Below are 26,447 nucleotides of genomic sequence, written 5' to 3'. Positions count from 1 at the left end.
AATAAGGTTTGGAACTCCTATATATATGACGATGTGTCGGGATTTCGGTTGTGCGTGCGCCTTTGCAATCCTGGCGATCATAGTTTCCCCAGTAAGCCTGGCCCAAATGAGCGAGCAAGCGCTACAAAGCGCAGCGCAAAGCAGCGCAACCGGGCATGCACCGCACGGCGGCTCATCAACGGCAGGTGAGTTTGCCCCGGTACTCGATTCGGACAAGCGTCCGATTACCCGTGGCGGCTTCGTCAAGACAGGGCCCGTCATCTTTCAGGACGTCTCTGCGAAGTCCGGTTTGACATCCTGGCACCATACGATGGGAACCCTCCAGAAGAACTACATCATCGAGACCACCGGGTCGGGTGTTGCTCTTTTGGACTATGATAACGACGGCTGGTTGGACATCTACCTCGTAAATGGTTCGACCTACGAAGCCCTAGAAGGAAAGACGGAGGCCCCTCACGCGGCGCTCTTTCACAACAATCACGATGGAACCTTCACCGATGTGGCTGCGCAGGCCGGCGTGACCAACGATCGTTGGGGGTACGGAGTTGCAGTCGCAGACTACGACAACGACGGCTGGCCTGACATATTCGTGTCCAACTTCGGCAAGAACCGGCTCTACCGCAACAACCACGACGGCACATTCACCGATACCGCGGAAAAGGCCGGAGTAACGCTCGGCAACTGGTCGAACGGCCCCACCTTCGGCGACTATGACGGCGACGGACGACTCGACCTGTTCGTTCCTGGGTATGTCCACTACGACGTTGCGCATCCTCCGAGATCGGGGTCAGATGCTGTCGCGTTTCAGTTTTGCGAATATCGGGGAGCGGCTGTGAGCTGCGGGCCGCGCGGCCTCGAGGGCGAGCCGGACCACCTCTTCCACAACAACGGTGACGGTACATTCACCGATGTCAGCGAAAAAGCCGGCGTCAGCGATCCGCACCACTACTACGGCTTCAGCTCTACCTTCGTCGATGTCAATAATGACGGCAAGGTCGATCTGGTTGTCGCGAACGATTCCTCATCGAATTTTCTTTACCTGAACAATGGTGATGGAACCTTCGAGGATGCGAGTTATTATTCAGGGTTCGCTCTTAATCAGACCGGACGCGAGACCGCTTCGATGGGCCTGGCCGTCGGGGACTACAAGAACACCGGCATGGTGGACATGTACACCACCACCTTCTCGGATGACTACAAGACCCTCTACGAGAACAAGGGAAACGGCAACTTCTCCGAGATCACATCGCGTGCCGGCATCGCCGAAGTCACCTATCCGTTCCTGAGCTGGGGCGCGGAGTTCATCGACTACGACAATGACGGCTGGAAAGACATCATGGTAGTGAGCGGCCATATCTTTCCGCAGGTGGAGCAGCACAACTGGGGCACAAGTTATGCGGAGCGTCCTTTGCTGTTTCACAATGTCGATCACGGAAGTAAATTCGAGACGATGCCGGCTGTCGAAGGCACGGGGTTGGCAGTCGTGATGCCCGCGCGCGGAGCCGCGTTCGGGGACCTCTTCAATGACGGCAAGATCGACGCCGTAGTCAACTGCATGGATCACACACCCGTGCTCTTGCGCAACGTCAATGCCGATACAAACCACTGGGTTGGCATCAAGCTGATAGGCGGAACAAAAAGCCCGCGCGATGCGGTAGGAACGGCTGTATACCTCACTGCCGATGGAATGAGGCAGCGCAATGACGTGATGAGCGGCGGCAGCTATGAGTCTTCGAACGATCAGCGTTTACACTTCGGGCTCGGGCAGTCCACTAAGGTCGATTCCGTCGAAGTTCATTGGCCGAGTGGCACAGTTGAAACTGTAAATCTTCCCTCGGTCGATCGTTTTTTTGTGATTGAAGAAGGGAAAGGGCTCGTGCCGAGCGTCTATGACGCGATCGCGAAGCACAAGTCCGCTAATGTTACCTCGCAGGCTGGTCATTAATGCTGCATCTCGGAGGAAGTGCCGTGAAATTTAGAACGAGGCGAATTATCCTTTGTAGTCTTGCATCGCTGGCTGGAGCGTGGCTTTTTGGAGGCGTGACTTATGCCGGAGCTGGTCAGGAAAGTACATCGTACGGCCCTGCTCCGCAAAGCACACTGACAGAAACGCGCAAAGACTACTCCGACAAAGTCGCGGCCGAATACAACTATCGATTTGGTAAGGACAAGCCGTTCATCCCTGGCAACGCCAAGATTGAAGGAGAGGGCTTCGTTCAGCCAGGTGCTTTCCCCAATGCGACGTATTGCGCCCACTGTCACCAGGAGGCTTACCACCAATGGAGGCAGGCGCTGCACTCGAATTCCTTCCGCACCCCGTTTTACCGGACCAGCGTGAATATCCTCATCAAGACCCGGGGAATCGAATTCTCGCGCCACTGCGATAGCTGCCACAATCCCATCGCCGTGCTGTCGGGTGGCCTGACACAAAAGTCTCTGGTTGATCGCAAGTTCGATCAGGATGGCCTGACCTGTGCCACCTGCCACTCGATTCAGAGCCTGCAATCCACCAACGGCAACGGTGGATTTGTGATGGGTATTCCCTCCGTCATGGTGGATGAAAAAGGGAATCGGATTCCCGGCGAGGTTCCTTACGACGAGATCATGAAGCATACCGACCGGCATTCGAAAGCGGTAATGAAGGATTTCTATCGCACGCCGGAGTTCTGCTCAGCCTGCCACAAAGCTAACCTTCCCGCGCCGCTGAATGACTACAAGTTCCTGCGCGCGTTCACGGCGTATGACGAGTGGCAGAACTCGAAGTTCTCACAGCGCAATCCGCTCACATTTTACCAGGGCGACTTCACCACGTGTCAGGGCTGCCACATGACCCGCTCTCCGAACGCGCTTCCTGACTACGGCGCAAAGAACGGTACTTTTGCTTCGCATCGTTGGTTGGCGGGCAATACCGCGGTGCCGTTCTATTACGGATTCGATGAGCAATTGCAGAAGACAATCGACTTCCTGCGGTCGGGCAAGTATCTGAATGTCGATATCTTCGCCATCAAGAAGAGCGGCGACGACAAGATGATCGCGCCGCTGGGCTCGGTGCCATTCCAGCTCGAGCCGAACAATGTAATCGAAGCGTTTGTGGTCATCCAGAACAAAAATATCGGCCACTCTTTGATTCCTGAAGTGCGCGATTTGTACGAAGGCTGGGTCGAATTCGAAGTTAAGGATTCGAATGGAAGGAAGCTTTACCACAGCGGCTTCATCAAACCGGATGGAATGCTGGATGAGCGGGCTCACAGCTTCACCAATCGCCCCGTAGATGCGGACGGCGAGTTCGTGGATAACCACAGGGTCTTCGCAATCCACTCCGTGGCTTACGACAACACAGTCCAGGCTGGCCGGTCTACGCTGGTGCGTTACCAGTTCCGCCTGCCCGCTGACGTCAAGGGACCGATCGAGATCACGGCGCGCGTCAACTATCGGCACCTGCGGCAGAGCTATCTGAATAATGTATTCGGCAAGGATCATCCGCTCTATCCGCTGGTGGAGCTTGCATCGCGCACCCGCGTACTGAATATCGGGGACAATCAGCCGGTCCAGGCAGACTCGCATGATAATCCCGACTGGATGCGCTGGAACAATCTCGGCATCGGATTCCTCGACCAATTGCAGTACGTCGACGCGGTGGACGCCTTCAACGAGGTTGTGAAGCTGCGCCCGGATTACGCCGACGGCTACACGAATATCGCCTTGACCGAGATTCAATGGGAGAAATACGACTCGGCCCGTCTCAGCATTCAGAAGGCTCTGGCATTGAGTCCGACCAGTGCCCGCACGCTTTATTATTCTGCGCTGCTGGAGCGCAGAGCCGGTCACTCCGATGCTGAATTGGCCGACCTTCTTGAGGTCGTGAGGCAATATCCGCAGTCGCGAGATGCGCGGCGCGAGCTGGGCATCACCTACTATCAGCGAGATGAGAATCAACATGCGATGGAGCAGTTTGAAGCACTTCAGGCAATCGATCCCGATGACGTGGCAGCTCATTACAACCTGGCCATCCTCTATCGCCGTGCCGGCATGAAAGATAAGGCTGCTGAACAGCAGGCTATGTTTACGACCAAGAAGTTTGATCCGGGATCTCCGACATATTCGCTGAGCTTCCTGCGCCGTCATCCGGAGATTTCCATCGAAAGTATCCCCTGGCACATGCATACAGACGCATCCGACCAGGCAAAAGAATCTCATTTGGGTGCACAGTAAAAGGTCGAACTATGCGAAAAATATCCCTGCCGTGGATCGCTCTTCTCGGAATACTTTTTGCCTCCCACCTGTCCATGGCTGAGAACGTGTGTCCCTGGATGAATAAGGCGACTGCCTCCGGCGCATTAGGCGGCTCCGCGACCCTGGAGCTGAATCCTACTGCGGATGGCGGTCAGCTTTGTACCTTCCAATATCAAAAGGACTCGGTAACGCACAGTCTTCAGATCTTTGTTCGTCCCCTGAAGGATCAAAACCAGGAAATGCATTCCTATCAATCGAGATGCACTTCCCCTCCGGTTGATTTGAAGGGGATCGGAAATGAAGCCGTGCAATGCGGCGCGGATACAACCAAAGATCGCGGCGAACAGGTGATAGGCCGCGTTCGCGATCAAGCATTTATTGTGACGATCAGCTCCAGCCTCGTCGGCGATCCCTCCATGACGAGAGAGCAGCTTCAAGGCAAGGCGAGAGACATCGCCGAGCAGGTCGCGGGCTCTCTCTTTTAATTGAAGCTCCAAGGTTCAGAGTGAAAAAAAAGAAACTAAGTATTCGAGTTGCGCGGTGGACTGCCGCGATTGCGATTTCCTTCTATACCGTTCTTGCCGGCGCCGGAGTTCATTCCAGCGACAGCGCTAAGGCCGCCAGAGTAATCAAAATACACGCAAAACGCTATGCGTTCAGCCCCTCGGAAATCTCGATCAGGCGCGGGCAGACGGTAAAGCTGGTGTTTGTCTCGGACGACGTGGCGCATGCGGTAGCGGTCGATGGCCTGGGGTTGGAAGTAGAGATTCCCGCCAAGAGCTCGGCGACGGCCATCGTGACTCCCGACAGCATAGGAGACTTCAAAGGCCGCTGCTCGCGCTACTGCGGCGCCGGCCACAGCGCCATGGTTTTCGTCGTGCACGTGGAGCCTTGATTCAGGTGTCGAGCATGCTAAAAAAAGTTGGCACCCCGGGCGCGTCTGTTATACCTCTGGCAATCGGTCTTTCACTCGCGTGCAGTCAGGCTACTCATCGCCGCTCCGCGCCTCCATCTACTCTGCAGCAACACTATGAGGCCGCGGAAGCATTTCAGGGGCAAGGAAATCTGGGGCAGGCGGAGTTTCAGTACAAGCTCTTTCTCGCGGCGGCATTGCAGGAGATCGCCGATGACCGCTCTCACATCGGCGATTATCTGCGTGCGGTTCCACTCTTCGACGAAGCTCTGAAGCTCACACCGAATCATTCAGGTCTACGGATGGACTACGCAGAAGCTGCGCTCGCGGACAAAGACTTCGCGAAGGCCAAGTCGCTTGCGGAAGAGCTTCTAGCTAATTATTCCAATGACATGGCGGACGGCGACAAGGCAAAGCTTCATCGCATCTTAGGCCAGGCCTTGCTGGGGATGAAACAAAACGCCGAAGCCAAGGAGCAGTTCGCGGCTGCGGTGAATCTCGATCCCGGATTCGAAAGCCAATATGCCCTGGCACAACTGGATCTTGCACTGTCAGACATGAAAGGCGCCGCGCAGGTATTCGCAAATCTGCAAAGCAAATTCGGTGACACCGCATCGGCCCACATGGAATTTGGCCGAGCATATGCGGAGGCCGACTTTCCGGAAGAAGCGATCCAGGAGTACAAGAAGGTTCTCGCGAAGGACGACAGGTTTCCCGGCGCGCATTATTCGCTGGGTGCGTCTTATCTGTTGCGATCCGGAGATACTGCATTTCCCCAAGCCGAGGCTGAGTTCAAGAAAGAGCTGGCAGTTCATCCCAACGACTATTTCAGTTATTCACAGCTCGGCTACATTGCGATGAGCCGACGACAGCTGCAGGAAGCTATAAAAGATCTCAGTCGGGCAGCCGAACTGGACCCTCGGAATCCGGACAATTTCCTTCTTCTCGGCGGCATCTATGGAGACCTCGGAAAGACGGCTGAAGCAGAAAACGCACTGCGCAAGGCCATCGCGGTGACCATCGATTCCTCGCGCAACCACTATCAGATTCGCGGAGCACATTATCAACTCGGCTTGATCTTGATGCAGCGCGGAGACAGCTTCGAGGGCAAGAAGGAAATGCAGATTGCGCAGCAGCTGTTGCTGCAGAACAGACTTCTGGACCAGGTGAATCTAACCGGCAAAGCGCCTACAGATAGTGATGCGATGGCGCAGACACCCGACACTTCGCCTTTTCCTGTGGCTTCAACCACGAATCCCTCCGGTGAGGGAGCTGCGGTAGCCAGAGAAGATGAAACACGAATCGGGCCGGCAATCGCGGACAGCTTCAACAATCTCGGAGCGATTGCGGCGCAGAACAAGGTCTACGAGGCCGCAACCGAATACTTCGCGAAAGCAGCCGAGTGGAATCCAGCGATGGATGGCCTGGATTACAACTGGGGCCGGGCCGCATATGCAGCCCAACAATACAAACAGGCGGTGATCTGCCTGGAAAGATATACCCAGTCACATGCTGCCGCCGATATCAACGTTCAGCTCCCCCTCGGCATGAGTAAATTTATGCTCCAGGATTACAAGGGAGCTCTCGCTGTATTTTCTCCCATTGCAGTACAGATGAGTCGCGTTCCCTTGTTAGCGTACGCATACGCGGAGTCGCTCATAAAAACGGGGGATCATGAAGCGGGCCTCGATCGCCTGCAGGCAATCGAGCGGGAACATCCCAATCTGGCGGTTGTACACAAAGCAATCGGCGAAGAGCTTGCAGCACAGGGAAAATATCCCGAAGCAGAAATGGAGCTGCGCACCGCAATCCACATCGAACCTTCCGACAGTAGCGCGAAGTATGACCTGGCACTTGCTCTCATCCCTCTCGGGAAAAAGGATGAAGCGGAACAATTGCTGAATGAGTTGGTCAGCGAGGACCTGAAGAACGCCGGCGTCTATTACGAGTTAGGCAGTCTGCAATTGGCGCACGGCAACACGAAAGTAGCTGTCACGAATCTGCAAAAAGCCCTACAACTGAATCCGAATAACAGCGCCGCACGCGAAAAATTGGCAGAGGCATCCGGTCTCGATAGCAAGCCTTAGCGCGCAATTTAAAAAATGATCGGCTTTCTTATTAGTGAGACTTCCCTGCTAGGCAGGCCGCCCGAGAACCTTTTTGCTGAGCCACTTTCGGACAGGCTCGTCATAGAGCTTGAGGCAAGCGTAAGCCATCGCGATTGCACTGAGGAATAGGACGGCGCCAACCTCCGTCGACTGAAGCAAAGATGGCTTGTCCCGCACGATCCATGCCGTATAGATGTAAACCAGCGGGTAATGCGTGATGTAAAGCGGGAAGGAAAGATCACCAAAGAACCGGGCGATGCGGATCGAAGGCCCATCCACGCGCTGTTCCCCTGCACCTATAGCCACGATGAGGGGAAACAGGATGATGATGCAAAGGGCCTCATAAAGGCCGTTCATCCATAGATGCTCGGTCCCTCCGAAGCGCGGAAGTACCAGGGACACAATCAGCAGAAGGCTGCAAATCGCGAATGCGCCCTTCATCTCTATACGCTTGCCAAGCCGCATCAGCAGGATGCCGGCGAAGAAAGGAAAGAGCAGGCGCGCGAAGCCGATGTGCAACTGCGTCGGATCGATCGACCAGCCTCCGATCACGTCTCCCCGGCCTCCGAAAACCGAATATTGCAGCAGAAACAGCGCGGCAACGAACACGAAGATGCCGAGTACCCGATTCGAAAGCTTGCGTAGGCCCACGGCATACAGGATGTTTGCGCAGTATTCAAAGAACAACGACCAGGCCGGCCCGTCAAGCGGATGCATCTCGTTCCAACCACGAATATCCATCCCCGTTGTCACAGGAATGAGCGTGCAGCCGATCAGCATCACCAACAGCATCTTGGACACCGGCGTCGATGCAACCAGAGGAAAGGCTGGTCCCTTCTGAAAGTAGAAGAGCGCAGCGCCGATCAGACTTCCCATGACCACCATGGGCTGAAGGCGGACGAGCCGGCGTTTGTAGAAATCCCACTGGGACATCCGCGTCCAGCGATCATCGTAAGCGTATGCGATTACGAAACCCGAAAGGATGAAGAAGAAGTCGACGGCCAGATAGCCGTGGTTGATGTACTGTTTGAAGCGGTTCTCGTTGCCGTTCGCTTCAAAGAGGTGATAGATGATCACCATGAGAGAAGCGACCCCACGCAATCCGTCAAGGATCACGTAGTGCGTCTTCGTGGGGAGCTTGGGAGTCGTGGAAGAGCTTATTTCGGTGTCCAAAAAAGATCAGCGCCTCGGCGAGGCAATTCTATCAGTTGATGGAAAACCCAAAGCTGGCGGAGACCTGTCGACGAACGAATCGCCGGCGGCGTGGTAAGAGCTCGGCTAGACCGCTCTGCCGTTCTTCTTTTCGAAGACTTTCATCACGCGTAGATCACTGCGGACGGTCCGCGCTCCTTGGGACTCGCTTGTCCTGAGACCCGACAGCAGCGCGAGATCGCAAAATTCTCCTTCGCCCCTATATAAAAAGATGCCATTTTCCTCAAACCCATGTAACTCGCATGTTAGTCAAACTTTTTGGTGCATATATTTCTGTCTTGTGTATAGTTATCGGCATCGGCGTTTGAGTTAGAGAAAGAGGGTAACATGCCCGACAATACCCAGGTTCAAAGCCCACTCAATTTGATGTTGACCATTGCTGAAGGTCAGAATCAAGCCATCCTTGCCTATGTGTTTTCCCAGTCCCAGACGATCAATGCCGGGCTGGACGCAGTAGGAACAGTTCATTTTGCCCGCTTTCTTCCAGAACCCGGATTCGCATCGAACCCACCAACCTCACAAATTCTGTGGGTGCTGACTGAGTACGACGGCAGCTTCGACCAATACATTAAAGACTTCGTCCAGCAGATGGGACCGATTTTCGATAAGCTGCTCTCCTATGTGGTGAACCCGCCGCCCTTGCCAGTAGAGACGAACCTCGTAGCCTTTGGGCAGTGGGTCAACTCGAACAATCAACCCAGCAACCTGTACTCGGCCTATCCCGCTTGCACCGTACAGATGATCCTGAACGGCGGCTGTCCGCCAGCTTGATTCATCGCAATAAATAAAGACACGCAGGGCCGCGCGCAAACCGGGGCCCTGTGTTCATTAGGCAGCTAATTTATCTTCGCGAGAAGGTGAACGCAAAGGACTCAGGCTGCCTCCAGATGCGAAATGTTTTTTCTGCCTTGAAACGGGAGGCCGAGCATGAAGTATCTATCCCTCATCATTCTGATGCTTGCTGGATCCGCACTATCGGGACAAACCATTCCCCAGGACGCGTATCCCAAATGCCCAGTGGATCAGAAGACCTTCGACAAATGGTTCCTGTCAGGAAATCCCAGCGTGAACGGGTTCGTGAAGCCTGCGGATAGCGTCGGATTTTCCGAATCGAGTGTCTGCGATTTCTACGCGTGGTCGAAACAGATGTTTCTCTGGCTGACATCGCAGTCTGCCGGTACCCGCGTCTTCGACTCATCCACCTTCTATGACGTTTCTCCCGCGGATTCGAGTCATCAGAGAAAGTTTCTTCCCCATGGCAGAGGCCCGATCACTCACTTGATGGCGCCGCGCTTTGCGAAAGAAGGCCCTCACGGCTTGCCGATCATCGAGGACAAATCGGGAGACCTGTTCGAAGTCGTGCAACCGTCTATCGATGATTCAGGAAAGCAAATCGTCGTCGATAATACGGGCAGCATAGTGGAAGTGAGCAAGGCGTCGATAACAGGCAACCACAAGCTCGCGTTTCAGGATAGGTCTGGCAAAAATATCGAGCTGCCTTCTCCCACAGCTCACAAGAGCGATTCTGAGGCCGCAAACGCCATCCAGACGGCACGGGAGTTTATCGTCAATGGAAGACCAGTGTTTGTCGACTCGAGCGACAACATCATCGACGTGGACCAAGGTCAGGCAGGAAGCTTCGGTGTATTGGAATCGCAGACGGATGGCCTCGTCTACTATCTGTCCATGACGAACGACGTCTACGCCTATTTCCTCACCGGCGTTAAAAACGATGCCATTCCCGCGACACAATTTCCGACGACCAAAACAGATCTCGACGCGATCGAGAGGTATGCTGCGGCACATGGAAAACCGGGCTTTACGGATGCTCAGGCACTCACCCTGGAGCTGAAGAGTTCTTGGATTGAAGTGGACGAACGGACCAAAAAAAGCTACATCACGACGACAGCCACGATTCCGACATATAACAAGTCTGATCCAAAGAAGTGGATTCCGAATGGTGAGAAGCAGGTCACGTTAGGGCTGCTCGGCTTGCATATCGTCGGCAGCGTCGCCGGCCATCCGGAGATGATCTGGGCGACATTCGAACACTTCGGAGACACACCGAATGCCCTGTACTCGTATATCAACGCGCAACAACTCCCGGTATCCGTCCCTCAGAGCACAGCCGGTACCTGGGGATTCTCAGCATCGAATTCGACCGGCCCGTTTAACGTTGCGCACATGAAAGTAGACGGGGCGAACATCGTGGCTGAAAGCGGATTTTCGATTACCCCCAGCGACTCCTTAAGGGTCTATCCATGGGGCGCAGCAGGCGGCAATGCGTCAGCGAATACCTTCCTCATTTCGATTCAAAACAGTATAAGCGCGCTCATGCCGAAGGGCGACATTCGCTCTAATTACTTCCTGGTCGGGGCGACCTGGACGACCAGCGGCAATGCGCCTCCAGCCGGACAGGCCGGCGCGACGAATGTCGCCAATTCAACGCTGGAGACATACACCCAGAAGCCCGGAGGTTGCTTTCTCTGCCACGTATCGCGGCCGACTCCCTCGCTGGCTCCGAACGCGCTAAGCCACATTTTTGGCGGGGAAAGCACCGGGCTTCAGCCACTGTTCCCCTCAGCAGCTCTCGGCTCGAAGTAAGATGTGCACTTCACCACTCGTCCGCCCTGCGATTTTCTCCGGGCCATTCTGGCGTGTGAGCAACTTGCTCACCATCACAACATGCTTTTCTTCGGAGTGAAACGTGCGTACCAGCCGCACCGAAATCCTCATCGCGTGGAAGTGACTCGCGATTATGATCTCCTACCATTCCGATAAACTTCGCTTTCGTTACTCGGCCATCGCGATTTCGTTATTTACGGATTGGTTCGTCAATTTTTAGATATCTATCTCCTTGCCTTGACTCTTTGGTCATTTTTGAGTTGCCACAGTTGTCCTCTACTGGAGCGAATTGGAGAGGAGCCGCCATCCGCATGGGTTTCTATCAAGTAGTTTGATGTAGGAGGAAGCGGCGGCACCTCTAAAGCAAGGAGGGATGGCGACAGGCAGACAGGCGAATCAAGGACGAGCAACAGGGGGTTATGTCCGCGCGTTGCCTGATGGCCATACATGGTTGGACACAGGGGAGAACAACTCTTGGATTCGCTGCAACAAGTCCCTATCCGGCGGCGACATCGCCGCCCGCAGACTGCGACGAACATCCTCTGTGCTGGACATCCCGACCAGCGTGCTGGCAACTTTTGGATAGGAGAACGAGAATTGCAATGCCAACTCCGGCAAGTCTGCGCCCCGCTCACGGCAAAGTGTTGCCGCTTTTTTTGCCGCCTCGTGAACTTCGGCTGGGGCCGGATGCCAATCGGGAGCACCGCCGTCGGTTAGGACGCCCATGTGAAGAGGAGACGCGTTGATGACACCGATCGATCGCTCTTCAGCAAAAGAGATCAATATCGAATTCAAATCATCGATCATCAGATTGTAGTGGCAATACGACAGGATACTGTCCACCGGTACCGCTTTGGCGATCGCGATAAGAGAAAGGAGTGGATAACCGGTGATGCCAATGTAACGGGCTTTCCCCTCCTCCTGCAGCCGGCGCATCGCCGGAACGGTCTCTTCAACGATCTGGCTTACATCTCCGAACTCGACATCGTGAGCCTGCAGAAGGTCGACGTGATCGGTGCGCAGGCGTTTCAGTGAGGCCTCGATGCCGTTTCGAATTCCCTTGCTTGAAAAGTCAAAGCTATCTGTTCCATAGCGCCCGCACTTGGTAGCCAGGATAATCTTTTCGCGCCGTCCCTCGAGAGCCCAGCCCAGCCTCTCTTCGGCTAGGGTTCTGCCGTAGTAAGGAGAGACGTCAAAGAAATTTATACCTTCATCGATCGCCAGATTAACTGCCCGTAGGGCTTCCTGCGGCTCGACGGCGCCAAACACATCTCCTAATGGAGAAGCGCCAAACCCAACCATCGAGAGCATAAGCTCGGTCGCACCAAGCTGGCGGTAAGTCATAGTCCCCGGGGCAATGTCCTGGTTGCCAATCGTCTTGGATATCGCCACGCGCGCGCTCCGGCAGTTTAGTTCTGAACAACACCTCTGAGATCAAACCGTGCGGATCGCAAACTGAGCCACGGCTGTATAAGTAGCGATACTGTCGCCGACGTTCATCTGCATAATTCTTGATTCGCTCAAAAGCATGGTTCCGTTTACGTTCATAAAGACAAGGTTACAGTAAACGTATAATAATTACTGAGCAAGATACAACTTGGGAGCTGTTTCCATGAAGGCATTCCAGATTCAAGGAAAATATTCGGGATCGGTAATCGATATCCCCGATCTCCATGGGGCAGCAGCCGGCGAGGTGCTGCTTCAGGTGAAGCTTGTCGGCATGTGCGGGACCGACCTCACCACGTTTCGCGGCGGCAACCCAATGGTCGCATTTCCGCGAATTCCCGGCCACGAAGTTGCTGCAACCGTGATTGCAGGCGCGAAAGACCTGGCGCCGGGCACCCAGGCGACCATCTCTCCGTACACGGAATGCCGTGAATGCGCGAGTTGCAAAAGGGGCCGCCCAAACGCGTGCCAGTTCAACCAGACGATGGGAGTACAGAGGGATGGCGCTATGGCCGAATACATTTCGATTCCGCGCGCCCGCATTTACACAGCGAATCTCTCTCTTGAGGAGCTCTGCCTGGTGGAACCTCTTACCGTAGGAGCCCACGCTGCGTCGCGCGGCCGCATAGTGAGTGAGGACACAGTAGCCGTTTTTGGCTGCGGCGGGATTGGACTTGGAGCTATCGCCAGCGCGGCGTTCCGCGGAACAACTGTCATCGCAATCGATGTGAGCGACGCCAAGCTGGAGATAGCGCGAAAGGCTGGAGCACAGCATCTCGTCAACACCGCTCGCGAGGATCTGCACTCCCGGCTGCAGGAAATCACGAATGGAGTGGGCCCTGATGTGATGATCGAGGCCATTGGCCTTCCCTCGACGTTCCGTGCGGCGGTAGAGGAAGTGGCCTTTACGGGCAGAGTCGTGTACATCGGCTATACGAAGGAACCCGTATCGTATGAAACACGATTATTCGTTCAGAAAGAGCTCGATATCATGGGCAGCCGGAACGCCATGCCCGATGATTTTCGCGAAGTGATCCGCATGCTGGAGGCGGGGCGGTTTCCCGTGTCGGATGCAGTGAGCGCCATCATACCTCCCGAACAGGCAGCAAGAACGCTCGCCGAATGGAGCGCGAATCCCGGCCGGTATACCAAGGTCCAAGTGCGTTTCAATTCGTAGGCGGCAATTCGCCGAGGAGCCTGTCGCCCATGCAATCCGATCTATCCACGCTGCCGAGACCGGATCAGCGCTCCCATACCGGTAGGCCATCCCTCTTTCCCACACATGCGATGCTTCCGTTCTCCTCTCAGGCTTTGCCCGGCTTCGATGGCCACGCTCTCCCGCGTGTAAATATCCACGACTGTCCGGGCACGGAACCGTCTTCCATCGCGGCATTGATCGGAAACGAAATCCATGGCCCATGCCTGGTTCGATCCGGCTGTGAAGGGCCTGGCGAAACCGGTCCGACTAGTTACCCTCCAAACCGTGCCTATTTCATCGGCCTCCATCGGAAGAGGGTCACTTCTGCTCAGTTGCTCAAAAGTCGGCCTTTTGCGCGACCTTACTTTTCGTTAAATTGATTTACACCCGCAGGATCGGCGCAATATCAATTCGACATTTAAGGTGGTTCTGCTGCTATCTTTGGGCCATTCATCGACATTTGTCTTTAATCTGGCGAAGAGCACTTTCGCTGCAGTCCTCCCTAAAGTCTCCACGGGCTGGCGTATCACTGTTAATGCGGGAGATAGCATGTCAGCCATGTCAAAGTCATCGAAGCCGACGATGGCCACATCATCGGGTATCTTCAACCCAAGATGAAACAGTGCTCGATAAAGATATCGGCTGATCCGATTATTTCCGCAAAAGAATGCAGTAGGCGCGTTCTTACCATTCAGTACCTCTTTGGCATAGTTAAATACCAATTCTTCGGAATTGCATTCCAGACATCCCTGCGCTTTGAGTCCCACGTTCGAGAGCGCGCGACGATAGCCATCAAACCTCCTCTGAATAGTAAAGAGATTTGGAGAGTCCCCGAGGAAGTGAATACGCTTGTGCCCGTGTTCAATCAAGTGCTGAGTGCCGCGCTTCGATCCCCCGCCGTTCTCTACCAAGACACTGGCGACTTGAGGTATCTGCAGCGGACGGTCAAATGCCACGATCGGGATACGGTGAAAAATAGGATCGGAGAGATGGGAAACTTTCGCCGGCGTCGGGCATAGGATGATGCCTTCCACATGCTTCTGGAGCATCCACTCGGCTTCCGAAAACTCCTTGGCGACACTATCATTGGACGCCGTCAGGATCATCGAATAACCATGCGTTTGGGCAACCATGTTGACACTATGTGCGCAAGTTGCAAAGAACGCATCAGCCAGCGAAGGTACGATAAGGCCGATCGATTTGGACTTTGCGCCCCGAAGAGCACGGGCCATCTCGTTGGGGCGATATTTTAGGCGCTCGATCGCTGCGTGAACTCTGCTTGCAGTCTCCGGGCTGACACGAGCGGATCCGTTCAAGACACGGGAGACAGTCATTGCGCCGACATCGGCCAACCTGGCGACTTCAATCATCGTCGCTCGTTTCGTCATCGCGGCTGTTGTCTCAGCTGTCTTTTCTGACATCGGTTTTGCATCGCGTCCGTCCTGCGAAAACTGATCGGTACAAATGGGAGTAGTCGGGAGAACGGCACGATTTCCGTTGCCGCAAGACTCTATCCTGTGCGGACGTTATCATGAAGCCCGGTCTAACGCCAATACTGACGTACGCCGGGCGTTTGCAGGCCATGGGTTGCCCATCTTCTAGCTCGGATACACGTATATAGACGTGGGGGACGACGGCCAGACAGAAAGCACAACGGAGATCCATGCTCTCAAATTTGCGCCGGCGGATCTTGGAAGATCCGCCGGCGATTGGCAGGGGTTAGTAGACGAATTTGACTGCAAGTTGGAGCTGTCTTGGACTATTGGACTGGGAGTTAATCAATCCAAAATTGGCGTCATTCACGCCCGCATCGGGACCATTGAATACCGGGTGATTGAGCGCATTGAATGCTTCCACCCGGAGCTGAACGTTATAACGCTCGTCGGGGCCGATAAAGTTATTCTTGAACAGTGACATGTCTGCATCCACGTAGCCCGGTACCCGCACGTTCGGCAGCGCACGAGGAGCATTTCCGATCGTGAATGGAGTGGGTTGACTGAAGATTGCGGTGTTGAACCACTTTGCGAGCGTGGGATGGCTGAGATTTGGATCGCCGGCCGCTTCCGTTGGCCGCTGTCCAAGGCCGAGCAGCCCGGTTTGATTATTGGCTGCGCTCAATACGACCGGGGTGCCGGTATCCCATTGAACGATGCCGTTGGTCTGCCATCCGCTCACGAACTCATTCACAATGCCGTTTGTATGACCCAGGAACTGCTTTCCACGGCCAAACGGCAACGCGTAAATGTAACCGGAACTGAATAGACGCGAAATATCCTGCGAAGAAATTCCGAACTCAGCTTTGGGGTTGTATTGATTGGCGTAGGTCTGGCTGGTCGGTCCAAGATAGGATACGACGCTCGCGGCATTGTCCATTAATTTCGATCCCGTGAATGACACCAGAACGGACAGGCCATGCGACATGCGTTTATCTACTTTTACGGTAATGGCATTGTAGTGCGAGCCGGAGTCGGGCTTGCGATAGCTTTGGACCCCATTGTATTGGGGAAAGGGCCTGAGCAGATAATCGTAAGGCACTGTAGATGCGGCTAGGGGCGAACCCGGCGTAGTAATGACGCCGTAGAAAGGGTTAGGAACGCTATTCAATAACTGTTGTCCCAGCGACAGATAACTCGGATTAACCTGCGAGTACGGAACACCGGGGTCGCCGTTGATGAGAAAGTTTCCGCGATTATAGATGTAACCAACTTCAACTACAGTCTGCAAAGGCAGGGAGCGTTGTATGTTCAAGTTTCCCTGGATCGTATATGGGTTTCTCACGTTGTCGAAGTACGTATCGGAGATTCCTTCACCAAGAAAAGTTCCCGCTCCTCCATTAACGCCTTGTGGAAGATTGAAGCCAGTAGGAGTTGGGTTGTCAAACGCTGTGTAGACCGACTGCTGATTGTTCAATGTGAAGTTGAGGCCGGTTGTGCTCGTGAATCCGTCTGTGCCTGCGCCTCCGGTTGTTCCCGCGGCTTGCAGTGCAGATGCCTGATAGACGATACCGTAGCCGCCACGCACAACGGTTTTGTCATCGGCGCTCCACGCAAATCCAAGACGCGGGGCAAAATCCTTCCACTGGGTAGCCGCCTGATGACGCCCATATTTACTTGCAGCCGTTCCTACAAAGACCATCTGCCCCTTAAGATCGCCGCAGTACAAGCAAGCACTGGAAGAGACCGCTGCCGCGATCGGAGAGGGAAGCGTGGGATCCCAGTAGTCGAGCTTGTTGTGGCGCTCTGTGCGGGGCACTTCAACATCCCATCGCAGTCCGACATTAAAAGTCAGGTTCTTCCTGGCTTGGTAGTCATCCTGGATGAACAGCGCGTCGTAAGTGCTCGCGGTTGCAAGCGAAGTGTCGCTTGTAACCTGACCGCCGTCCGCAAGCCCGAGCAACATGGTTGCGATTGCGTTCCCACTGCCATCAGAGTTATTGACCACTTTCTGTGTCCAGGTATTGTCGATCGTGCTGAATTGGCCGGAGGGATATCCAAATTGATGGAAGTTCAGAAAGAGCTTGCGATATTCCCCGCCCATGGTGACGGAGTGTCCCCCAAGAACCTTCACAACGCTGGGATCGAAATCCACGGCGGACGGATTTTCCAGTAGCGGGACATAACCTGCGGATCCCAAGCTTGCATAGCCATTCCCCAGGCCGAAGTTTGGAAATATCGCGTTTTCTGCCGACACCGTAGAGACATAGGGGGATGGAAGTCCGAGCGATGTGAGGTCAAACGTACCACCGAAGGCGGTACGAACAACTGCTGAGCGGCTGAACCCCGCGCGGAGATCCATAACCAGGCTGGGAGAAAGCGTGATTGCGTTATCAAAGGAAGCGCTATATGCCGTGCTAGTACTGGGGCCTCCATATCCCTGAGAGGCAGGGAGGGATTTTCCTGTGTAATCCGCAAAAGGGACATTCGGGTTATTGATGTGTGAGAAGCGAACGAAGCTATGCCACTTAGGCCCGAAGTCATGATCGAGCCGCAAATCGAAATGATAGTAGTTGTTCGTGACTGGCCCGGTCACGACGTAGTTATTTACCTGTGCATTCGATCCACCGGTGTTCGGAAGCGGATAATACTGGATCGCCGCCTGCGCCACTTTGCTTTGCCGATACACCGGGATTACGTTGCCGGGAAAGGGGTTTCTCACATAGTTTCCATCCGGTCCGACTGTTGCCGTGTTCGGATCGTAGATGATCGTATTCAACGCGGAAAAGTCGCCAGTCCGTTCGGCCGCGGTCGGAACTGTATCGGTTTCCGTTGAGTTCGACGATTGCTTCGAATCTTCAAATGCGAAGAAAAAGAAGCTCCTGCCGCGACCGCTGTATACGTGCGGAATGGTGATCGGACCGCCCACTGTGCCGCCGAATTGATACAAATGCGAATCGGGAACCGGCCCCGAAGAAAAGTAATTCTTGGCGTACAGCGCGTTCGTTTGCGTGAAGTCGAACAAGGTGCCGTGAAACTGGTTCGTGCCCGAGCGGGTTACCAGACTTATGACACCGCCGGAGAATCTTCCATATTGGGCCGGAAGGGTGCTTGTTTGAACATTGAACTCTTCCACCGAATCTACGATCGGCGTATACGCTGTTGAGTTGTTGCCGACATTGTTTTCCGGAAGGATATTAGTCATGCCATCGATCTGCTCTTCATTGTTCGCATTGCGAGATCCGGCAATGTGAGGTGTCGATGCACCTCCAACCGTGCTCACACCTGGAACAAGTACTTCGAGCGATGTCGGATTACGTCCATTCAGCGGGAGGTCAGTGATCTGCTGGGAAGTGACCACGGTATCCACTGCAGAGGTGCTGGTTTCGAGAGGCGGGGTCGTCGAGGTTACCTCTATCTTTTGCGACAGCTGCGCGACTCCAAGCGTGAAGTCAACAGGTCGCCCTACAGAAACCTCCACTACGACGTTATCCTGCTTCTCGGTTCCAAATCCTGAGGCTGTCGCCGTCACTGTGTATACAGCGGGCTGAACGAAATTCAGGATGTAGCGTCCTTCGTTGTCGGATTGAGTTGTCTTGGTTTCGTTGGTCTGCACATTCGTGATGGTGATGGTCGCTTTAGCAATAACGGCACCGGACCGATCGAGCACCGTCCCGCGTATTGTGCCTGTCGGACTCTGAGCGAATCCCAGGCACGCCGACATCGCGATGAATGAAATGAGACAAGCCCACGATAGGAATTTCCTCGTAACCTCTTGAGAAGGCTGGTGACGCTGAAACAGGCGGAGAGCCCTTTGCATAGCCGATAGTTGGTGAATGATTCGCATGTTGCCTCCACAAATTATGAAAAGACACTCGTTATCTTGAGCTGCACGGCTTCTCTCACTGGGTGTTCTGGAAAAGCGCGATAACGATATCATTTGTTGCAGATGAAGCTATACGTAAACGTGAGCGGAGCTGTCAAGGGGATTTTCAGAGCTGTTTACGTTGGAAATATGTCGCTAAATTCCTGGCTGCTTTCGACTAACTGTCATTTGGTAGCGTTAACGCCGGGCAGCCTCCTAAATGGCAACAGGAAGTGACAGCGTTTCATTCGATTGGTCATACCGACCAGCCTGAAGAATGAACTCTTTGCGCGCGGCCCTGCTGTTTAGGTTGTAGTTGGGCGTCTAACTATAGATGGACACGTGCATAGATAAATTGGTCGATGGAGTAGGGGCTTTTGCAACGTCGGCCTGCGCATCTTTGTTTCTTGCCCGCGAGGATGTCAAAGCATTTCTCCTTCTAGACGCACCTTCGGTCACGCGCGCGATCTGCATCACGTTCTCGCAGGAAGGGATTATCGATTGCTATACCAAGCATCGATTGCAACTAACTCAGCAGCATGGATCGTCGAGGCCTTGAGCTAGTGGCTGTATCCAGGTATCGCACCGCAGCGGCCTTCGCACGCTTTCCTCAGGATGGAAGAGCGCACTCAGAGCATCGTCCAACATTGCCATAGCGACGCTTCAGTGAATCTCGGTCCGGATCTCGTGTGCGCTATTGCACGAGGGCGTAGCTGATGAAGGCCACGCGTGCGCTATCAGGAGACCATGAGGGCGCAGGGATAGTTCCCGAACTCGCCAACAGCGTGGCTAAGAGATGCGGTTTCCGATCACTCAGCGAGAGCAAACGCAACTCGGCCATCTGTTCCCCTGGCGCAGTCCTGCCCGCTGGAAATGCGATGTAGACCAGCCATTTGCCGTCCGGTGAGGGATGCGGTGAAAGATCGTCGCCGGCTTCGGTCAGGACTTGCTCCTGCGCACTGCCGTCCGGATGCATGCGCCAAAGCTGCTCGGTACCGGTGCGGTCGGAGCTGAAGTAAATCCACTCCCCATCGGCGGAGAAGTCAGCATCCTTATTGCGGCCCTGCTGGTGCGGGAGATGTGTCTCTGCTCCTCCCGGTGCGGGCACGGTATAGATGTTCGCCTGATCTCCTTGCTGCCCTGTAAAAAGCAGAGTGCGACCATCGGGGGACCAGCTGGTCCACACAGCGGATGTGTCGGTCGGGACCTCGCGTGGCGTGCCGCCATAGGCAGAGAGGACGTAGATGTGCGAGGCACCGCCATTCATGGCGCTGACGGCAAGCTGAGTGCCATCAGGCGAGAAGCCGTGTGCATCGCTTAGTGGAGCAGCCACTTCGATGCGAATGGGCACTGTGTGGGCATTCGCCGCAGCTTGTACGCCAAGGCTCGGATAGGGAGCGGGGTCGAGGCCGAAGCGCTGCAGCGTACCGCCTTGGGCGAACACGATGGATGTTCCGTCATGCGACCAGTTGGGAGCGGCAAATCGTTCCGGCGCGGTATATGCGACTCGTCTGTCTGTGGAGGCGACCTTCACTGTCTCCAGCGTGCTCCATCGCCGGCCTGCGCGGGTGGTAGCAGACAGGGGCTGAATTTCCAGATGACGGAAGATGGCTGTTTCCGTAACGTCCTTGTCGTGAGAGCAGACGGCGATGCCCACGTAGAAATCCCCGGAAAGGCGTAGGTGCATCGAAGCCCCGGCGAAACGCAACTCCTCTCGGCTGTCGCCCACGGAGACATAGGCGAACTCGCCGCGTTTCTCGATGCGCACCCAGTGCGGTGCGGTCGCGGCGGTTTCGATCTCGCGCGTGACATCTCCAGGGGAAAGCCGAAACTGCAACGAGGTGAGGCCGTCACCGTGCCGTGCCACGTCGACATAGGGTGAACTTGGATCCAGCGATTGCCGCACCATCAGCGCCGCCTTCCGATGGTTATTGCCTTTCTCGCCCACCAACTCGATTTCCGCAGTGAGAGCCACATCGCCGTGCATGCGCTTCCATGCGAACTGCATCTCGTCCGCGGTGAACCAAAGATTGCTGCCGCTGCCCGTGACTGCATAGGCGTCGTTCGCCGGATCGTAGACGGCGTTGCCCGCATGAAGTACGTTACCAACGTCGGCATGCCCTTCCAGCAGGCCGAGGTTCTGCGCTTCTGTGCACGTGCTCGTGAATAGCGTAAGGATCGCCAAGAGACCGATTGCATGAGTGAGACGCGCTGCTGAGCCTGTGGTCAATGGAATCCGGGCAGATTGATGCTGTTCAGTACGGAGCATGGGGCGCCTCCAAGGTGGTTGGCTGCTTCGGTAGTAGCGGAGTCAGCGGCGAAGTGGAGATAGTCGCCAGCGAGCTCGACCATCGCGTTAGGGCTGGGATCGTAATGCACTTGTGCATGAAGCGACGTGAGGGTCGGCAGCGCAAGGGGAACATAAAAAGAGAACCGGTGCATTGCGCGAAGAGATCTCCAGGTGAACTTCCAAAAAAGGTTTTATGGAAACGCCGGCAGCGTATGTTTATGAACCTGGGGCCAAGAGCAGAAGAGGTTTGGGACCGGCGATTTCGAGGAGAGTACGTCCACTGAAGCCACGAAAATTTTGAGCCTCACCCTCAGTCAACAAAAGGTCGAAGAAACCTGGACCTGGAGAAAAGCTTGCAAGAGGCATGGGGCGTGCTTGACCAGCGGTTGGAACCGTCAGCGCCGGTTCCCAGGCCAGAAGAACCGTATGCACTTCGGCCTTTTGAAGAGCGGCGTACACGTCTTCAATAAGCTTCTGCGTGCCTTGCGGGCCGGAGCGCTGACTCCACCAAAACGTCGTCAAGTTCGGCTGCGGCAACGGGTCCAGAACAAGCGCGGAGTTTTTTTCATGGAGATCCGCGAGCTGTGCTGTAAGCCGGCCGATCTCCTGCATCCATGCGGCGTGCAGCGGAGTTCCAGTCTTCAGCAGCTCGCTCCATTCGAAATCGTCCAGAGGTCGCTGGCCGCCCCCGGCAGGAGAGGGCGGAGTCCACCGCAGCAGCGGAATTTTGCCAGTGTCACGGAGCTGCTTCAGCTCACTTCGAACTTCCTCCGCGTTGCGTCCGTCGAGCAGAAGCTCGCCAAACATGGGATTGGCTGGTGTACTCGCGAGCGACCCCGGATCAAAGCGCGCAGCCGAGAGCTTGTTCAGCAGATCGCGAGCACCTGGTGCCGCCTGCGGGTCTACCGGCGAAAGATGTACCTCCGCGATTGGAGCGGGCGCTGGCAGGCGTGCGTCGCCGCGGTTGATAACGTTCGGCGCATGAAACATCGTCTGCAGCTGCTCGGGCGTATTGGAGCCCTCCGCCATGCCGCTCCACATCATGAAATAGGCCCATCGCGGCTGCCGGGCGAGGGTATCCAGCGTGGGCATGGTTCCGACCTCGGCGAGCGCGATGGTTTTTTGCGGCCCCGCGAGCGCCACCATGCTGTCGTAATGCGCCTGCTCGAAGGGGCCGTAGATGTCCATGGTTAGGACATCTGCGAAGGCCGGTCCTGGGAAGTACTGATCGACCGGTCCGGCGTTTGGAGAAGGAGCATTCACATTCCATACCCAGACCAAATTATGCAATTGATGGACATGCACGAAGCGGTTGTACAGTTGGCGGTACAGTTCCTGAGAACCTTGCGGTCCGGGCCGGCCGCCCCACCAAAACCAATTGCCGTTCATCTCGTGGTAGGGCCTGAAGAGCACTGGAACGCCAGCATCCTGCAACTCGCGTAGATAACCCGCGATGCGATCGACTTGTTTCTCCCAGCGGTCATGAAGGTCTGTGCCGGGAGTCAGGAGCTGTTGCCACTCCCAATCGGTCAGGTGGCCCTGCACGCTGTCATGAAAAGTGACGGGTTCGTCTTCCGTGGGGCGCACGGTATGCCAGGTGAGCGCAATGATGGCGCCACGGTGATACTGGCGGATCACCTCGGCGATCATCGCGGGCCGGCCCAAAGTAGAGTCCTTATCCTCTCCACCGGAGAAGCCGAAATCTTGCCCAAAGACAGCAGGGTAGCTGCCTGTGAGTTCGCGAACACGATCGCTGTAACGCGATACGGTGTTAGGAAAGTTGTGCTGGCCGCTGAGTATGCCGTGACCAGAAACGGTATCGATTTCATGCAGCAGGGAACGGGCCTCAGGTGTTGCATCCGGGTCTACCGGAGAGGCATACGTCGACTGAGCCCGCAAAACGGGAACGGCCAGCGCAATGAGGACCACGGCGGCGGAACGCAAATGCGACATCAGCTTCTCCTATTCCTGCGAGTGCCAGTGATAGTTCGCGATTAGATCTCCGTGCTCGCCGACAAGCAGGAGTGCGGCGTTTCCAGCTTTGAGGCTGCCACTGAAGGTCTTGCCACTGCGTGTGTCCGTGAAGTTGATGTCTTGCGTGGGCGCCTCTGAAGTGAGCGCGTAGAGTGTGGCATGCGGAAGCCTGGTGGGGCAGATCAGGATGCCGGGCTCCTTGAGCGTTGTAGTGTACGTGTGCTGAATGCCGGCGGCCTGAATTGCAAGTTCATAGGCGGCAGCGATCGTTCCTTCATCGCTGTTGAGTTCGAGCGGAAATGCCGAAAACAGAATCTTGCCGCTGCCCAGCGGCAGTCCGGTCCAGGTCTTGCCATCCGGGAACGTGGCCCGGTCTAGCACTGTGGTGCGAAGGCCCTCATAGAGTAAAGGTGCCTTGCCTGTGGGGAGATCCAGTGTGCTCCCGCGCAGCAGCAGCTCGGTGAGTCCAGTGGGGAGACCGAGGGTCTTCGCACGGTCTGTGTAGTGCAGATGTTCGTCGCCCGCGAACGGACCGGAAAGTAGCAGGACCGCACCGGCGCGCACGCGTGTTTCGATATCGGCCCAGGCCTTCGTCGTAAGTCCATACGCGGATGGCACGATGATCAGCTTGGGCGTGCCGAGTGTGTCAGTTTGATATTCGCCAACGGCATAAGCCTCGACCCGATTTCGCTGGTACAGCACGCGAACAGCAGTCTGCTGCGCGGAAAGCGCCTGAGCGTTGTATACGGAAAGCTGAAAGCTTTGCGGAAGAACAATCGCGATCTCAGGAAGCGTAAGGCCGGTGGCCTGCGGTGCGGCCGCCTTGGCGAAACTGCCCAGATCCCGCATCATTGCTTCCCACACCTTGGCCGATCCATCGGAGCGCTGCATGCCGAAGTCGACCTCGCGGTCCCAGTCCCACTGCATCGCTCCCGAACTGCCTGCGGCAAAGCCGAGCACCCATTTGCGCTCTTCGAGTGCCGTGCCGGTCAGCTCGTCATAGCGCCAAGAACCATCGGGATTCCACGCCGGCTGATAGCCTGTCTCGCCGGTAATGTTGGGAAGCCCCGGACGCTTGGCCGCCACCGAATCCCAGAGCAGAGCGTCATCCGACCAATAGGTATGGTTGGTTGTGAAACTGATGCCGGCCGTGGCGTAGAACTGGTTGAGCAGACGGTTGGTGACGCCTCCTTCGTCCTGGCCGACATCGATCAGCTGCATGCTGCCGGTGCGCCGTATCGCGCCGGCCATGCTTCGCACCCATGCGGAGAACATATCCTGCGCAAACAGGTTGTAGTCGAAGGCGCGCACCTCCTGCTGATTGCCGTAGCGGTCATAAGCGATATCGGCGGCGCGCGGGAGTGGCACGGCGTCGAAGGAATCGAGGTCCTCCGGAGTGACGCGCCATGCATCGGCAAGCGCCGGCAGCGTGCTATACCGCTGCTTCAACCACTTATGCCAGGCGTTCACTTCAGCGGGATCCCCGTTAGGAATATTGCCGTGAAAGATGTTGCGGGGGTTGGAAAACGACGGCTCGTTGATCAAATCGTAGGAGAGAAATGGTAGATTGCGGAAGCGGCGCACGACCGACGTGACATACTCCTGCTCCTGGCGCAATGTGGTCTCGTCAAGGTATGGATTCGGCAGAGGCTGTTCCGAGGATGTGTCGCTGGACCGGCGAGGACGATCCTGGCCATGGGGAGTGAAGGCGAAGCAAGTAAAGTTGACCGCGATGTTGTGGCGATGCGCCGCGGAAAGAAAGGCTTCCAGGTTACGCAAAAAGCGCTCGTTGGCCTCGCCTGTCAGTCCATCGACAAACTTTGAGAAGCTCGGCATCCACACGCCGGTGCGCACAAAGCTGACGCCATGACGCTCCATATCTGCGAAGTCGCGCTCCCAGGTCGCGCCATTGCGCGGACCGGAGAAATCCCAGCCATTGGCGTCGGTACTGAAGTAGTTCGTCCCAACCGGAAAGAACGGCTTGCCACCCAGAGTGAGGAAGTCGCCGTGCGTTCCCAACGCAGGCCCTGTCTCCAGCGCGCTGAGATCTTCCACAACAAAGCCGTTTTCTGCGAACTCCTGCGGTGTCGAGGGTTGCGAGGCGTCGGCAGTCCAGATCGCGCGCGTGGTGTAAGCGCCCGCACGCAAGGGGCCGGCAAAACTCACGGCTACTGAGGTCTCAATTCCGCCGAGGGCGACCTGCTTCGTCTCCAGGATGTGCATGCCTTCCATCAGGTCGATGCGGACCTTGCCCGGAGCGGTGGCCACACTCGCCTGATGGAGGTGCAGGGTTACAGCCGGAGTTTCGCCGGGCCGGAGAGCATTGTACTGCAGCTCGATGCTGAAGCTGGTTGCGCCGACGGCAGCATAATGCGCTGCAGCGCTCAGGAGGATACGGCCATTCTCCGACGCCCAGAAGCCTGGAGGTGCACTGAAGGGAAGAGCGACAACACGTGAACCGTTCATGTGCTCACCGCCTAAGTGATCGGAGACGATCACCGGCGACGCGACATGAGTTCCGTCTTGTGAGTCAAGATAGGCGAGACCGTTCAGGCGGCCTTCTTCTACGAACACCTTTGTAGGTTGGACTGAAAGGCTGGGGAGAAAGTTGTACCCGTTACGCCACACGAAATGCAGAGGCTCCGAGGCAAAAGGAGCCACATAAGTGTGAAGAAACCCTATCTCTCGGCTGTAGCTGTCCTGCGGGGCCTGGGCTTGAAAAGTGCCATCCTGCTCCCCGCTGACCGGAACGTGGAGAGGTTGACCGCCGATGACGAGAAGATTGCCGCCTCCGAAAAGATACTTCTGTATGGTCGGCCACGCCGCCGTGGGTATTGCCGAGCCATAGGGCAGTATCAATAGTGGCGCCCCACTAAGCACTTTGCCTGCGCGTAGTTGCGCGAGATCGGCGAAGCGCGCGGTGGGCAAGCTTCGAGTCAACTCCGCCTGCGACGGCGCCTCTGTGTCGATGGCAGGGAAACCGCTCTGAAGAAAGACAACCGGGGCGTTCGTATTGGCTGTACCTTGCGCAGCGGCCGCAGAACCGCCGAGCGCGAGAAGAAAGCACAAGCAGAGCGGATACTTCAAATTGGGACCTCCGTACAACGCAGATGTGTGAACAATGGTGGAAGGATTTTGAATAGCCCGGCA

The 26,447-nt window shown here is 55.9% G+C and carries 16 protein-coding genes and 1 pseudogene; 8 read left to right on the top strand and 9 right to left on the bottom strand.

From position 1 onward, the window contains the following. The first annotated feature begins 106 nt into the window (after positions 1 to 106). The 5 genes from XX99_RS18605 to XX99_RS18585 all read left to right on the top strand — a co-directional run bounded on the left by XX99_RS18605 (position 107) and on the right by XX99_RS18585 (position 7,233). Positions 107 to 1,945 (top strand): CRTAC1 family protein, encoded by a 1,839-nt coding sequence (locus tag XX99_RS18605; RefSeq protein WP_231581484.1) that lies wholly within the window; start codon positions 107 to 109, stop codon positions 1,943 to 1,945. Positions 1,946 to 1,968: 23 nt separating this feature from the next. Further along, complete coding sequence (locus XX99_RS18600) at positions 1,969 to 4,212, top strand: tetratricopeptide repeat protein (RefSeq protein ID WP_231581483.1); 2,244 nt, start codon at positions 1,969 to 1,971, stop codon at positions 4,210 to 4,212. A 98-nt stretch (positions 4,213 to 4,310) separates the two neighbouring features. Beyond that, positions 4,311 to 4,718 (top strand): hypothetical protein, encoded by a 408-nt coding sequence (locus XX99_RS27785; RefSeq protein ID WP_050060870.1) that lies wholly within the window; start codon positions 4,311 to 4,313, stop codon positions 4,716 to 4,718. A gap of 20 nt (positions 4,719 to 4,738) precedes the next feature. Further along, complete coding sequence (locus XX99_RS18590) at positions 4,739 to 5,128, top strand: cupredoxin domain-containing protein (protein ID WP_050060869.1); 390 nt, start codon at positions 4,739 to 4,741, stop codon at positions 5,126 to 5,128. A 14-nt stretch (positions 5,129 to 5,142) separates the two neighbouring features. Continuing rightward, positions 5,143 to 7,233, top strand: a complete 2,091-nt coding sequence (locus XX99_RS18585; protein ID WP_156186069.1) for a tetratricopeptide repeat protein — start codon at positions 5,143 to 5,145, stop codon at positions 7,231 to 7,233. Between the two features lie 48 nt (positions 7,234 to 7,281). On the opposite strand, the gene XX99_RS18580 is transcribed toward XX99_RS18585, so the two are convergent. Beyond that, entirely contained in the window at positions 7,282 to 8,427 is a 1,146-nt protein-coding gene (locus XX99_RS18580; protein WP_082125698.1) for an acyltransferase family protein, read from the bottom strand. A 366-nt stretch (positions 8,428 to 8,793) separates the two neighbouring features. Between XX99_RS18580 and XX99_RS18575 the strand changes: the two genes are divergently transcribed. Then, on the top strand, positions 8,794 to 9,237 hold the full coding sequence (locus tag XX99_RS18575) for a hypothetical protein (RefSeq protein ID WP_050060867.1): 444 nt from the start codon (positions 8,794 to 8,796) through the stop codon (positions 9,235 to 9,237). A gap of 156 nt (positions 9,238 to 9,393) precedes the next feature. Then, entirely contained in the window at positions 9,394 to 11,070 is a 1,677-nt protein-coding gene (locus tag XX99_RS18570) for a hypothetical protein (protein WP_050060866.1), read from the top strand. Positions 11,071 to 11,508: 438 nt separating this feature from the next. Here XX99_RS18570 and XX99_RS18565 read toward each other — a convergent pair whose 3' ends face one another. After that, positions 11,509 to 12,483, bottom strand: coding sequence for an aldo/keto reductase (locus XX99_RS18565; RefSeq protein WP_156186068.1), 975 nt, complete (start codon positions 12,481 to 12,483; stop codon positions 11,509 to 11,511). A gap of 220 nt (positions 12,484 to 12,703) precedes the next feature. Here XX99_RS18565 and XX99_RS18560 point away from each other — a divergent pair, with 220 nt between their 5' ends. After that, the gene (locus XX99_RS18560; protein WP_050060865.1) at positions 12,704 to 13,714 is read left to right on the top strand and encodes a zinc-binding alcohol dehydrogenase family protein; all 1,011 of its coding nucleotides are present in this window, start codon (positions 12,704 to 12,706) and stop codon (positions 13,712 to 13,714) included. Positions 13,715 to 13,830: 116 nt separating this feature from the next. Here the strand turns inward: XX99_RS18560 and XX99_RS28150 are convergent. From XX99_RS28150 to XX99_RS18530, 7 genes and pseudogenes are all read right to left on the bottom strand, one after another. Next, positions 13,831 to 13,959, bottom strand: a pseudogene (locus XX99_RS28150) (IS3 family transposase); the annotation flags it as partial. 147 nt (positions 13,960 to 14,106) lie between these two features. After that, positions 14,107 to 15,156, bottom strand: coding sequence for a LacI family DNA-binding transcriptional regulator (locus XX99_RS18555; RefSeq protein ID WP_082125696.1), 1,050 nt, complete (start codon positions 15,154 to 15,156; stop codon positions 14,107 to 14,109). 298 nt (positions 15,157 to 15,454) lie between these two features. Next, positions 15,455 to 18,892, bottom strand: coding sequence for a TonB-dependent receptor (locus XX99_RS18550; RefSeq protein ID WP_260315418.1), 3,438 nt, complete (start codon positions 18,890 to 18,892; stop codon positions 15,455 to 15,457). A gap of 835 nt (positions 18,893 to 19,727) precedes the next feature. Beyond that, positions 19,728 to 21,302, bottom strand: coding sequence for a TolB family protein (locus tag XX99_RS18545; RefSeq protein ID WP_082125694.1), 1,575 nt, complete (start codon positions 21,300 to 21,302; stop codon positions 19,728 to 19,730). Beyond that, on the bottom strand, positions 21,260 to 21,475 hold the full coding sequence (locus XX99_RS27360) for a hypothetical protein (protein ID WP_050060862.1): 216 nt from the start codon (positions 21,473 to 21,475) through the stop codon (positions 21,260 to 21,262). Before XX99_RS27360 ends, XX99_RS18545 begins: the two co-directional genes overlap by 43 nt. 64 nt (positions 21,476 to 21,539) lie before the next feature. Continuing rightward, on the bottom strand, positions 21,540 to 23,276 hold the full coding sequence (locus XX99_RS18535; protein WP_050060861.1) for a glycosyl hydrolase: 1,737 nt from the start codon (positions 23,274 to 23,276) through the stop codon (positions 21,540 to 21,542). A 9-nt stretch (positions 23,277 to 23,285) separates the two neighbouring features. After that, positions 23,286 to 26,384 (bottom strand): beta-galactosidase, encoded by a 3,099-nt coding sequence (locus XX99_RS18530; protein ID WP_050060860.1) that lies wholly within the window; start codon positions 26,382 to 26,384, stop codon positions 23,286 to 23,288. Between the last annotated feature and the right edge of the window lie 63 nt (positions 26,385 to 26,447).

The sequence above is a fragment of the Silvibacterium bohemicum genome (assembly GCF_001006305.1).
Taxonomy (GTDB): domain Bacteria; phylum Acidobacteriota; class Terriglobia; order Terriglobales; family Acidobacteriaceae; genus Silvibacterium; species Silvibacterium bohemicum.
This window is presented reverse-complemented; position numbering and strand designations above follow the sequence as displayed.